Source organism: Thalassotalea montiporae, from assembly GCF_053485855.1.
Genome location: NZ_JBQRUO010000003.1, coordinates 321,242 through 334,405 on the forward strand (window position 1 = coordinate 321,242; position 13,164 = coordinate 334,405).

General features: G+C 43.4%; 12 protein-coding genes. 4 read left to right on the top strand and 8 right to left on the bottom strand.

Annotated elements, in window-relative coordinates:
• Positions 1–10 precede the first annotated feature (10 nt).
• The 3 genes from ACSLUR_RS12085 to ACSLUR_RS12095 all read left to right on the top strand — a co-directional run bounded on the left by ACSLUR_RS12085 (position 11) and on the right by ACSLUR_RS12095 (position 2,666).
• Positions 11–511: a hypothetical protein gene (locus ACSLUR_RS12085; protein ID WP_448554849.1), complete on the top strand. Its 501-nt coding sequence runs from the start codon at positions 11–13 to the stop codon at positions 509–511.
• 270 nt (positions 512–781) lie between these two features.
• Entirely contained in the window at positions 782–1,702 is a 921-nt protein-coding gene (locus tag ACSLUR_RS12090; RefSeq protein ID WP_448554851.1) for an oxidoreductase, read from the top strand.
• Positions 1,703–1,757: 55 nt separating this feature from the next.
• A complete protein-coding gene (locus ACSLUR_RS12095; protein ID WP_448554853.1) occupies positions 1,758–2,666 on the top strand; it encodes a helix-turn-helix domain-containing protein in 909 nt (302 codons plus the stop codon).
• Between the two features lie 171 nt (positions 2,667–2,837).
• Here the strand turns inward: ACSLUR_RS12095 and ACSLUR_RS12100 are convergent, their stop codons facing one another.
• From ACSLUR_RS12100 to ACSLUR_RS12135, 8 genes are all read right to left on the bottom strand, one after another.
• Entirely contained in the window at positions 2,838–4,748 is a 1,911-nt protein-coding gene (locus ACSLUR_RS12100) for a monovalent cation:proton antiporter-2 (CPA2) family protein (protein WP_448554855.1), read from the bottom strand.
• Between the two features lie 13 nt (positions 4,749–4,761).
• Positions 4,762–5,394, bottom strand: coding sequence for an NAD(P)H-dependent oxidoreductase (locus tag ACSLUR_RS12105; RefSeq protein WP_448554857.1), 633 nt, complete (start codon positions 5,392–5,394; stop codon positions 4,762–4,764).
• Between the two features lie 186 nt (positions 5,395–5,580).
• The gene (locus tag ACSLUR_RS12110) at positions 5,581–6,390 is read right to left on the bottom strand and encodes an SDR family NAD(P)-dependent oxidoreductase (protein WP_448555120.1); all 810 of its coding nucleotides are present in this window, start codon (positions 6,388–6,390) and stop codon (positions 5,581–5,583) included.
• A 331-nt stretch (positions 6,391–6,721) separates the two neighbouring features.
• Positions 6,722–7,567: a histone deacetylase family protein gene (locus ACSLUR_RS12115; protein WP_448554859.1), complete on the bottom strand. Its 846-nt coding sequence runs from the start codon at positions 7,565–7,567 to the stop codon at positions 6,722–6,724.
• 99 nt (positions 7,568–7,666) lie between these two features.
• Positions 7,667–8,476: a 3-deoxy-manno-octulosonate cytidylyltransferase gene (kdsB, locus tag ACSLUR_RS12120; protein WP_448554861.1), complete on the bottom strand. Its 810-nt coding sequence runs from the start codon at positions 8,474–8,476 to the stop codon at positions 7,667–7,669.
• A gap of 52 nt (positions 8,477–8,528) precedes the next feature.
• Positions 8,529–8,711 (bottom strand): Trm112 family protein, encoded by a 183-nt coding sequence (locus ACSLUR_RS12125; protein ID WP_116000941.1) that lies wholly within the window; start codon positions 8,709–8,711, stop codon positions 8,529–8,531.
• Between the two features lie 24 nt (positions 8,712–8,735).
• Positions 8,736–9,782 carry a tetraacyldisaccharide 4'-kinase gene (gene lpxK / locus ACSLUR_RS12130; protein ID WP_448554863.1) on the bottom strand — a complete coding sequence of 349 codons (1,047 nt, stop codon included), beginning with the start codon at positions 9,780–9,782 and terminating at the stop codon, positions 8,736–8,738.
• A gap of 221 nt (positions 9,783–10,003) precedes the next feature.
• On the bottom strand, positions 10,004–12,559 hold the full coding sequence (locus ACSLUR_RS12135) for a DNA internalization-related competence protein ComEC/Rec2 (protein ID WP_448554865.1): 2,556 nt from the start codon (positions 12,557–12,559) through the stop codon (positions 10,004–10,006).
• 76 nt (positions 12,560–12,635) lie between these two features.
• Here ACSLUR_RS12135 and ACSLUR_RS12140 point away from each other — a divergent pair, with 76 nt between their 5' ends.
• Positions 12,636–13,145, top strand: a complete 510-nt coding sequence (locus tag ACSLUR_RS12140) for a DUF2062 domain-containing protein (protein WP_448554867.1) — start codon at positions 12,636–12,638, stop codon at positions 13,143–13,145.
• Positions 13,146–13,164: the final 19 nt, after the last annotated feature.

Genomic DNA, 13,164 nt, shown 5'->3' on the forward strand with positions numbered 1-13,164 from the left:
CAGACCTTAAATGAAAAAAATAGCCCTTGGTTTATCACTAGCTGCTAGCTTAATTTCAACACTAGCAAACGCGCACGCACATAAAACTGATCATTGGGATAGCTACCAGCATCTTGCCAAAGAAATTGCTGCAAGTGTAGACAGCGCGCCAATCGCCGAATTAGCAAAAAAAAGTGCTGAACTAACCACGTTATCAACAAAGTTGTTACCAGCGTTTGTTGCCAAACAACCGATTTGTAAAGAGTACTTAGGTGCCGCCTTGGCCGCAGCCAATGACATGATGACGCTTTCTTTGGACGAAATAGAGCGCGATTACCACGCTGACGGTAAATTACCAGCTGTAAAGTCAGCGGCTTGTTACCACGCTAAAGACTTATTAGTGCACCCAGCAACCATGGCTGTGATTGCCAAAACAGCGGAAGATTCAAAGGACACACGTGAGCAAATTGAGCATGAGCTAGAAGAAGTGTTAGAGCATTTTAGCCAAGTAAAACAAGCGGCAGGTCTTTAATAATAAACCTTTCCTTATTGCCATATAGTAAGTCTAACACTATATGGCAATACACCTCTCCCCATCGAACGTATCTCGCACCGATGAATCAGCTTGTTTACTTAAACCTCTATTACCCAACCTAATTTAACCTAAATTTGTATCCACCTTTCTGTGGTTTGTATAACGCATACTCACACGCCTTTTTAGATAATTGTTGTCACAACATCAAGCGACGCACGTCACATCGCAGCAAACGCAACTATGTACAACAAGGTAAGAGGTACACAAATGAAGTGGACAACTAGCAATATGCCAAGTCAGGTAGGAAAGCATTTTTTAATTACTGGCGCTAATAGCGGCATTGGCTTACAAGCAGCTAAAGAGCTTGCCATCAAGGGGGCAGAAGTAACATTAGCGGTTAGAAATCTGGCAAAAGGTGAAGCAGCTATCAAGAGCATTAGACAATCCGAACCTAACGCACAATTACAGCTAGTTCAGTTAGATCTATCTGATCTTCACTCTGTTGCCGATTGCGTTACACAACTTAATCAGGCAGGCAAAACCATAGATGTCCTGATCAATAATGCAGGCGTTATGCAATTTGATAGGCGTGAAGAATCGACTCAAGGTTTCGAGTTAATGTGGGCTACTAACCACTTAGGCCACTTTGCACTAACCCTAGGTTTGTTAACACTTCTAGAGCAAGCTGCCGAGCCACGGGTAGTAACGATTAGTAGCTTAGCCGCTAAGTTTAAAAGTGCTAATATTTACTATCAAGACCTAAACTTCGAACAAAAGCACGATAAAATGGCGGCCTACGCTCAAAGTAAGCTAGCAAATGTAATGTTTGCTGTCGAATTACAAAGCCGCCTTGCTGAATCACATAGCAAAATTATTTCTGTAGCTGCACACCCAGGTTACACGGCGACCAATTTGCAACAGTATATGGGCCTTTCAGGCGTAATCATGAATGCCTTGTTTGCCCAAAAAGTAGAAATGGGCGCATTACCGACATTAAGAGCGGCGACCGACACCAACTTAAAGGGCGGCGAATATATCGGTCCAATGAAAATGAGTAACTATCGCGGTTACCCTGATACAAATAGCTTACCTACTGCGGCAACACAGCAAAGTCAACGCAAGAAACTCTGGCAAGTTACCGAGCAAATACTTACCCAAGCAATACCCGACTTAGCACTTACCAAATGATAGTATTGAGCAAATTAAGTCACTAAAGCACAACAAGTTGAAAGGAAACAATACAGTGTCTGAGATCATTACACTAGATAGCGTTGCCCAAGCGACTATGCTATACACAGGCAAAAAACCAGCCCACCCGCTACTGCACGTAATTGATTTGTCAGACACCTATATTGATGACCAACTGCTCAATACGAAAATTTGCAACAACCTATATTGTATTTCGTTAAAGCAGAAATTTTGCGGAAAACTCAGGTATGGTCGTCAACGTTACGATTTTAACAGTGGCGTTATCACCGCCTACTCTCCAGGGCAAGTGATTCAAATTGAAGAAAAATACCAGCGCGGCCAACTTGATGGCTGGTCTCTAATGTTTCATCCTGACTTACTGCTAAAACATCCTCTTGCTCAACAGGTAAGGCAATTAGGCTACTTCTCATATGATATTTACGAAGCGCTGCACTTGTCAGAGCATGAACAGCAGATACTAGAAAACCTAGCACTTAATATCACAACCGAGCTTCAACAAAACCAAGACACTTTTAGCCACACCATAGTGATCTCTTACCTTGAACTAATGCTCAAGTACATCGACCGCCACTTTAACCGTCAATTTCTCACGCGTAAGCCTTTTGACGCTAATCAAGTGGAAACCTTTTTATCGCTAGTGGATAGCCACATAGAGCAAACACAGTTGGATGAAACAGGGCTACCTTCTGTGGCTAAAATTGCTGAAAAAATGACGATGTCACCCACTTATTTAAGTGATTTACTGCGCAGCCAAACAGGCAAAAGCGCTCAAGAACTTATTCACCAGCAGCTGATCGAAAAGGCAAAGTATTTGCTGCTTAACTCGAACGACAGCGTGGCAACCATTGCCTACAAGCTGGGGTTTGAATACCCTCAATACTTTAGCCGCATATTTAAAAAGAAAACGACACTGACACCTGCACAGTATCGAAACGTGCACTAATGAAAACTTAATACACCGAACTACCAAGGCTATTAAGTGTTGCAACAAAATTCATAACCAATTGTTATATAAATACTTTAATTATTAGAAGGCTAGGAGATAAGTAAATTTTATATAAAGTTAGATAGAAAACTGAAGTACTCATTAAAACTTAGTAAGGAGAATTATTCATCAATCAAACCCTTTCTCATAGTTCTTCGGTGGCGGTGTCCAGCCACGCTCAGCGCCATCATGTTTATCCATACGATCACGCTGCATTGCCTGCTTGATGCTTTCTTCCATTTGCATAAACAGTTTGCGGTAGTTAGGGTCAAACTTCTGCCCTTCACTACCACTTAGCCATTGTTGATAAAGTTGATTAGAAGCAGCTGCTTCCGTTTGGCAAAACGCGTATTTCTTCTGCTCCACTTCAAATGGATGAAAGCCGAGCTCAGTCATTGCTTCCGCGCCTAGCTCTAGCGCAGAGAAGTAGGTTTCGTTAACCGTATAGTCAGCGCCTACTTGCAGCAATTCATAGTTGTGACCTTTATCAAAAGCGCGAGCAAGAATTTTTACCTTAGGGTAAGTGTGTTTCACATATTTGATGAGCTCAATTGCTTGTTCGCGATTATCAATGGCGACTATTAATAGTTTGGCGTTTTCTATGCCTGCGGTGTGCAGTAAGTCAGGCCGAGTCGCATCGCCAAAATAGCTTTGAATTTCAATTTTTCGTAGGTTTTCCACTTGTGACGCTTCATGATCCAATACCACAGTTCTAACGCCATTGGCGACCAGTAAACGATTTACAATCTGCCCAAAACGGCCAATACCAGCAATAATCACACTTGCTGAATGACCAATATCATCGTACGACTTGTTGCTGGTATCCGCTTGATAACGCGGCATAATCACGTGTTCAAACAGGATAAATAACACAGGCGTTAGGAACATCGACAAGGCCACAACCAGTTGTAGAATAGTCGCTACATCGGTTGGGATCACATGCTGTTGTACCGAGAAGCTAAGTAAAACAAAGCCAAACTCCCCTGCTTGGGCAAGGCTTAATGAAAACAGCCAGCGATTGCTATTTTTAATACGAAACATCACGGCTAAGCCCCAAAGCACAGATGCCTTAACCACAATAACTGCTAAAGTAAGCAAACCAATAACTATCGCTTGATTAGCTAATATCTCGAAGTTGATGCCTGCCCCAACCGTAATAAAAAACAGGCCAAGCAACAAACCTTTAAACGGCTCAATATTACTTTCTAATTCATGGCGAAACTCACTGTTGGCAAGTACCACGCCAGCTAAAAAAGTGCCGAGCGCTGGCGATAATCCCACTAAACTCATCAATGCTGCAATACCAACAACAAGCAGCAGTGCCGTGGCGACAAATATTTCGCGCAAACCTGAACTTGCTACATAGTGAAATAAAGGACGAGACAGGAAATGACCGAGTACAATCACCCCGCCAATACTGGCTAGAATAGCAATGGCATAAGCCCATGTTGGCAAATGCGCGACTAAATTTAGCTGCTCATGATGCTCTGCGCTGCTTTGCAACCCCTCTGCCGCCGAGACTAAATCAGGTAGTGCCAACATAGGAATAAAAGCGAGCATAGGAATGACCGCAATATCTTGCATCAGCAATACAGAAAACGCATTGCGCCCTCCTTCTGTATTCGATAACCCTTTTTCGTTAAAGGTTTGCAGTACGATGGCGGTTGAAGAAAGTGAGAAAATTAAGCCTATAGCTAGCGCCACAGACCAAGGCTGCTCAAACAACAAGGCAATACCAGCAACTAAACCTGTCGAGATAACCACTTGCAGACCACCTAGCCCGAATAAACGATTACGCATTTGCCACAGCATGCTAGGGGCAAGCTCAAGCCCGACAAGAAATAGCATCATCACCACCCCAAATTCAGCAAAGTGTTGAATAGTTGCTGTTTCTTGCCCCACTAAATGCGTTACAGGGCCAATAATTACCCCTGCAATTAAATAACCCAGTACCGAGCCTAAGCCGAGTTTTTTAGCAATAGGTACAGCAATCACCGCAGCAGCTAGATAAATAAATGCCTGTAAGAAATATTCGGTCATAAATTAGCGCTCGTTAAACGGCCATGCTGGCCAAATTAGGCAATGCGGGTAAAGCATCATTGATGGTGGTCAGTTCGGCCACTTTGTCATCATTGATTAATTCAAACGACAGAGCTTCCAGTAACTTACGCCAGTTAGCAAGGTGTTGTTGGCGCTGACATTCGGTTGAACGGCTAGAAAATATTGCAAACGGTGGTAAGTAACGCATCCCAGTTAACCTAGCAGTTTGTTCTAATGGCTGTAGTAACTCACGGACAGTAAAGTGGTTATAGCCATCTGCTCGATAAGCTTGTTCTGCACCGCCCGCACTTAGCGCACAAATAAAAGTTTTTCCATGCAATACTGTGCCATCAGGACCGTAGGCAAAATTATATTCGAGCACCAAATCTTGCCACTCTTTCAATAATGACGGAGTGGAGTACCAATAAAATGGAAATTGAAAAATCACGATATCGTGGTCAATTAGGCGCTGCTGCTCACGATTAATATTGATATGGTGGCGCGGGTATTCGCTATAAAGATCAACGCAAGTAACAAAATCAAGTGACTTTGCCAATTCGAACATAGGTAAGTTCACTTCCGAGCGTTTTTGCGATGGATGAGCAAACAGTAATAAGATTTTTTTACGCACTTGGCTAGCAGACATAATATTTTGATTTTTTTAGTTATAGTAGAAGCTTTCTCGCAATATTTTTTAAGTGTAGCCAAGCTTTTTTAAGCTGTCGTTTTAACGCCAGAATTAGGCTTGGCTAAAGAGCAATAATGCAAGCTACCGCAAAACCAGCAAAATACTATGCGAAAGGCTCCCTTTTTTATGAGCCCAGCCGTTTATCTAGTTTAGTAATTTATCCAGCTCTGTAACTAAAGATAAACACTTAAGTTCATCAAGCGCGTCTGGATGAGGGTTGGCAAAACGTTCAATATCGTTATCAAAGTATTGACCGTTAGCATCATTAAATTCATCGCTAAGCGCTGCTCTATTTAAAATATCAGCACCTAAACGCAAGTCACCGCCGGCAACACCATAGGCCTCTTTCACCATCTTACTACCTAAGAATGACTTAGGGTTGATTGAAACATAAAGCGGCTCGTTGTCACCGCGTTTTGCCGCAAGGGCATTGGTCCACATAGTGATCGCTAACTTACTTTGAGCGTAGGCTGCGTTATCAGTCAAAGCGCTGCCGCTAAGCATACCTTGCACATTAACCGGCGCTTGTGCGGCAGAAGATAGGTTCACCACACGGCCATCTTTATTCATCACTGGCAACAATAGTTTAGTTAACAAATATGGCGAAAACGTGTTAACGACAAAACGAATATCAAAGCCGTCAGCCGTCATGGTTTCGGTTGTATGGAAAACACCAGCATTGTTGATCAGCACGTCGATGCTGTTGTGTTCAGCATTGATTTTTGCGGCCATCTCAGCGACATCGCTTAACTTTGATAAGTCGGCTTGATAGCTGCTAACACTGCCACCACTTTTTCCATCAACAGCAAGTAATTCAAGCTGCGCTTTTAGAGTTGTCAGTTTCTCGGCACTGCGACCATGAATTAATACGTGATGGCCTTGCTCGGCCAGCATAGTGGCGGTTACTAGTCCAATACCATCGGTTGCACCGGTAATTAAAATGGTCTTTTTCATCATCTCTATCCTATTTTTAGCCCAGTCTTGGTTTTAGGTCAGTCTTGGTTTTAGGTCAGCCTTGGTTTTAGGTCAGCCTTGGGCAGTGTCGTAATGGGTATATAAAACTGGCTGATACTTTATTTACTTTATAAAGCCTTGAGAATAGTCAATAGAATAGAATCTGTTTTAATTTTTTGTTAAGAATTGCCGTTTTACCAAAAAGTAATGAGAACAGGGAAATATTGAAAAAAGAGAAATATTGAGAAAAGATAAATAAGGCGAGCGTCACATGATTGTGACATTAGCGACTTGCTTAGCTACTGCCGAGCAGAGCTACTTCAGACCAGAGCTACTGGCGACTGCGGTAACAGTCATTGGCAGCTTCAACCACAATAGCATGACGCTCAGCCAAACGCTGGTGGTCTTTATCATAGCCACCACCAATTACCGTCGCGACCGGAATGCCAAGCGCTAAGCAAGTATCAATCACATAATGATCTCGCTGGTAAATACCTTGCCAGCTAATATCGAGCCGACCTAAGGCATCATTTTGCCAAACATCAACACCGGCATCATAGAGCACTAAATCTGGCTTTTGCTCTGCAATCAATTGCTCAAAGGTATCGCGCACAACCCCAAGGTAAGCTTGATCATCAAGGCCGATAGCTAGACCTACATCTAAATCACTGGCTGACTTTCGAAACGGAAAATTCTTTTCGCAGTGAATCGAACAGGTAAAAGCATTGGGTTCACTGGCGAGAATGCTGGCAGTACCATCCCCTTGATGGACATCTAAATCAAAAATTAAAATACGCTCGACGGCTTTTTCCGCCAGCAAGGTTTTCGCGGCGTAGGCAAGATCATTGACCATGCAAAAACCTGAGCCAAAATCATAATGGGCATGGTGAGTACCGCCCGCTAGGTGGCATGCTAGGCCAGTTTTTAGGGCGACTCTGGCGGTCAATAAAGTACCATTAGGTGCTGTTAAGGTACGAGTAATCAGCCCTTGGCTCCAAGGTAAGCCGATGCGCCGCCACGCCTTTTCATCTAGTCCGTTATCACAAAGCCCTTGCAAATATTGCTGTGCATGAACAATGCTGAGATCATCCACACTCGCTTGTTTTGGGCGAATAATATTAGATTTGGCGATACCGGATTTGACTAAGTGCTGATGCAACCGAGCAAATTTTGACATCACAAAGCGGTGCTCGGTTGGAAAGTCACACGAATAGTTATCGTGATAAATAAGGGGTAGCAATACGGTTACTCGGTAGGCTCTTGGCTAGCTCAACCCTTAGTTCGATAAGGTTGACGCATATGCTTGGGCTTTTGCTAAGTCTTCTGGTGTGTCGACACCTTCCACTGGCGTGCGGCTTTGCGCTACCGCCACGTGAATTTTTTCACCTTGCCATAGCACGCGCAGCTGCTCTAACGATTCTATTTTTTCTAAATCGCTTGCTGGCCAACTAACATAATCAGTGATAAAGCCCGCACGATAAGCATAAATACCAATATGGCGCAGGTAAAAATCACCGATTTCAGCTGGCAATTCGTTCGCGGCTTCTGAGTCTGCACTGGTGGCCAAAAAACGCTCGCGATCATATGGGATAGTGGCGCGGCTAAAATAAAGCGCGTAACCATCTTTATCGGTTAACACTTTAACTGCGTTTGGATTAAATGCTTCTTCAACATCGTGAATATGCACAGCTAAGGTTGCCATGCGCGCAGCTAATTGTTTCCCCGTAGACTGCGAAGCAAGGTTTTCTGCCACTTGTGCAATATTCTCAGCGGGAATAAATGGCTCATCCCCTTGCACATTCACAATCACTTGCTCTGGTGGAAATTGATATTGCTCAACCACTTCCGCTAGGCGCTCGGTACCTGACTGATGGTCGGCACGCGTGCGACAAACTTCACCGCCAAAGCCTTCCACTACCTTAGCCACTTCATCGTTATCAGTAGCGATAATCACCTTGTCTGCGCCACTAGCTTGCGCCTTTTCGGCAACCCATTGGATCATCGGTTTACCGGCAATATCGGCCAATACTTTACCCGGTAAGCGTGATGATTCGTAACGAGCAGGAATAATAACGACAAATGACATATGTAATCTCTAATTTATTAGCTTGAAGGTGATAGTTAACAGCAGTATTGCGCTAGCTATCCGTTGACTCTAGGCGGCGAGCTTCATTTTCCAGTAATACCGGAATATCGTTTTCTATAGGGTAAGCCACACGGTCAAACTTACAAATAAGCTCGTTGTTTTCTTTATCTAAAGTCAGCTTGCCTTTGCAAATCGGACAAGCAAGGATTTCCATTAATTTGATATCAAAAGCCATAATATTCTCTTAAATTTTAATACTTTATTTTTCTAATAAGCGCTTAAGTTGCAGCTGTAAAAACTCTGCACTCGTCGGCTCAAAACTGGCATTAACGGCCAAATACCACCAATTACCTTGTGCAAAGGCCTGGCATTTGACTGCATCTTTTTCTGTCATCACCAAAGGCAAAGAAGTTGATAGCTCATTTAGTTCCTGAGCACTAAATGCATGATGGTCAGCAAAGCCCTGCGCTTTATTTAACGTAAGTTTACACTGCTTAAGGGTGGTAAAAAAGCGAGCTGGGTCGCCAATGGCCGCTATTGAATTCACTTTCGAGTGTATTTGAATAAACTCGTCAACACCAAGAGCTTGACCTGTCGCCAAATTGATAAACTGACTAGGTGCTAAAGCCATCTCTAACACTGGTGTTTTAAGTCTTGAAGATCCAACTGCTTGTTGCTGGCTAGCGTTAGTGTCGGACTTGCCATTAACAATGATAAAATCAACCGCGTCTAAACGCCACTTACCTTCACGAAGCGGTCCTGCAGGTAACAATAAACCATTGCCAAATTGACGTTTTCCGTCAACCACAATCACTTCCGCGTTACGCTGCATTTTATAATGCTGCAAGCCATCGTCAGCAAGTACCAACTGACAGCCTTGCTCTGCCAATAACGCGATAGATGCAATGCGATCTGAGCCAACTGCAATAGGCACACCAGTGCGGTCAAAAATCATCTGTGGCTCATCACCTGCTTCAGCCGCCGTGCTATGCTCGTCAACTAAATAAGGGTAATGTGGCGCTTTACCGCCATAGCCTCTGCTGACGATACCTACTTTAATGCCAAGCTGTTGGCATTGCTCAATAAGGTACAGCGTTAGTGGCGTTTTACCATTGCCACCGATACCAATATTGCCAATCACCATTACCGGCAACGCAGGCTTAGTAGATGATTTAATGCCTAGACGATAAAGCACGCGACGAAGCAAGGTTATCAACCAGAACAAAGCCGATAACGGCAATAATAACGGTACTAAAGCCCATTTAGCGGGGTGACGGTAGAACCAGACTTTTTCAATTAAGCGCATAAAACTTAGCCTGCCCTACTTAGCCATTGTTGTCTTTGCATAGGCATTGTTATCTTTGCTTAGGCATAAGCCCAAGAAAGAACACAAGTAAAATACAGAGCAAAAGGAAAAGGCAGACATTAAAACATATCAATTGGATGAATCTCGCTATTGTAGCGACAATCAAACGCCTAACCAACTGATAAACCTTTAATCGCTCGCAAGTAACAACATCAACACCCCTAATTATTAAACCAATAGGGTGAAATATCGGCTCGATAAGTGCTAACTTGCCAGCCTTTTTGTTGATGGCTAGAGTTAGCCGACATAGAGAACTTCACCATGCCATCATGCGCAGTAGAAAAAACTTGCGTATTAGTCTCTTGATAGCGGGCAACAACTTGTTGGTTAGGCATTTTCCACTGATTTAAATACCCTGCGCTAAACACCACTGCCTTGGCATTAAGATGCTTGATAAAGTCTTTTGACGAAGAAGACTTAGAACCGTGATGAGGTGCTATCACAATATCAGAAGCCAAGCCTAAACCGGATGTGTCTCGAATAAGTTGGCGCTCTACTTTCTTAGTAATATCACCTGTGAATAATACCGAGGTCTTACCGTCAGAAATGCGAACGACACAAGAGTCATCATTATGCTCTGCGGCTCGCCTTTTCGGCCATAAAATCGTGAGTGTGAGCCCTTGCCAATCAAACGTTTGGCCTTGCTGACAAGGGTGCGCTTTGGTTGCTACTGTAAAGGGTAACTCGCCGTTAAATATAAACTTTGCTCCTGGATATGCGGTTACTACGTGTGGTGCGCCCGCAGCATGATCGCTATCGTCATGGCTGATAATGAAATAATCCAAAGTGAGCCCATGATATTTGAGATAAGGTAGAACAGCTTGCTCAGCCAAGTTCCAGCCACTGGGATAAGCGTTGCCGGTGTCGTATAAAATGGCCTTATCGCCTTTGCTGATAACAACTGCCAGACCCTGTCCAACGTCTAATACCGTCACTTGCCACTGGCGATTTGGCGTAGATACATAACCAGATAACAGCACAATTGCCCCCAGTGCCACACTCGTGGGTAGAATAGCGCTGCTTTTCGAGCTACTTTTCCCTTGAACACTATTGCGCCAATAGCCGCTGCTCGCCCGTTGAAACTTAAATACGGTCAGTAACGTCGCGATTAAAACAAGTAAACAAATCAGTAACGTCTGCTTACTAGACAAACTGAGCGAAGCACTAGGCATATAAGATAACCAGTACAAAAATAACCAAAGCCACTCCAATACTACATTGGCAATGCTTGCTACTAAGCTAAATAAAGATTCACCAAACACTAGCAGCAACATTGCAATAAACAATAAAGGCATAACAACAAGGCCAACAATGGGTAATGCAACGCTATTGGCTAGCACACTAATTGTCGATATTTGCCCAAACAACTGTGCCGTTACTGGCATCAACAAAATAACAATTCCTATCTGGATGAGCATAAAACCCGCAATGTTTTTAACGACTTTAGGGTACCTTCGCGGTACTTTGCCAAGCCAAAAACCAAAGCGCCAATAAACCAACATGATGGCAGCAACCGCAAGATAAGAAAGCCAAAAGCTGACGCTGTAAACACTCGAAGGGATCAGAATAATCGTCACTACAACACTTAACAAAACAAGCCGCGTTGGTGATAGGCGCATCGGTAACAATTGGCTAGCAACAAACAGCAGAAAAAAGATTAATGCGCGTACGGTCGGAATAGAAAAGCCAGCAAGGTAACAGTAAAACACGGTAACAAGCGTGCTAAAAGCGAGTAAAAAAAGCTGTGAATTACGCTTGGTCACTACCTGCCTAGCTCGCGCTGAGAGCCAGTAAAACGGAATAGCTCTTATCAGTATTTTTGCGAAACCATAAGCGATGGCGACAACTAAGCCAACGTGCAGACCAGAAATGGCAACAAGGTGCTGAGTCCCTGTTGCTTGCAGCACTTGCCATGTTTGCTCATCAAACAGTGAGCGTTCGCCAAACAGCAAGGCTAAAACTAACGCCTGTTGGCTTAAGCCTTGGGTAAGCAATTTAACACGCTGATAAAGCTGTTCTCGCACTGACTTAGCAACACTACGATCAACACTATGATGCGCAATTCCTGCGAATTGGCTTGGTTGCTTAGCTAAAGCTTTAGTCGCTTCGGCCTTTTTTAATACAATATAGCCTGTTGCATGAATGCCATTAGATCTTAGCCAGCGCTGATAATTAAAGCCCCCTTGGTTAGCTAGACCATGAGCGGGTTTAAATTTAATTTTGGTATCAATTACATCGCCTTGATGCAAAGCAATTGGCAGATTATCGAAACGATATTCAGTGCTTTTATTTCCATCGTGATGATGCTGGGCTTTGTTGTGTTGGACTTGATTGTTTTTGTGGCTTTGGCTTTGAGGTTTATAATTTTTAGGAAAGTATCGATTGTTTATCGACAGTCTTACTTTTATTGGCCTAGCCAATGGTTGTTGTTCAAGCTTTTTAATAAAGCCAGTAAAGCGTAGTCCTGTTTGGGTTGCTACTGGGATACCTTTAATTTCAACTGTAGCTTGATGTTGTTGCCGAAAAAACTGCTCAGAATTTATCTCGTTATCACGCCAAATACTATTGTAAGCATCTCCATGATTTAACACCCAAAAGGCACCAAAACACAGGCAAGCAAACACGCGCCATTGCTTAAACAGCACGCCGATGATGATTACAAATATCAACAAACATTCATAAAAAAGCGCTGGCACTGCTGGGGGCAAAAGTGACAAAATAGCACCCACGATGAAGCCGAGTAGCCACCTATCCATAGTGGTTAATCAAAAAATCCTTTAGTTGTAGTAAGTTATGCCCAAAAAAGTCATTAAACGTATCATGCCTGATCATCATACGATTAAGTCCAACAAACACTTAAAAATTTTTGGTGACCTCTTACACAATGCCAACTTGTGGCACTTAAACAGGCGTAGCGTCGCAAAAGCCTTTGCTGTTGGATTATTTTTTGCGTTTATTCCGGTGCCATTTCAGATGCTATTGGCAGCAGGTACAGCCATTATAGTACATTCCAATTTACCGCTATCTATTGGCCTAGTGTGGATCACGAATCCGCTGACCATGCCGGCGATATTCTACGGCTGTTATATTGTTGGTACTTGGGTTGTCGGTGCTCAAGAGCAAGCATTTAACTTTGAAGCCTCGTGGCAATGGGTTGTCGATAGCTTGCAAACCATTGGGCCAGCATTTCTAGTCGGCTGTGGCGTATTAGCTGTTGCCTTTGCCGTTATTGGCTATTTTGGTATTCAATTATTATGGCGTTATTCCGTGGCTAAAGAGTGGAAAAAACGGGCACAACGTTAGAAAGCTTTCTCTCGCGCTT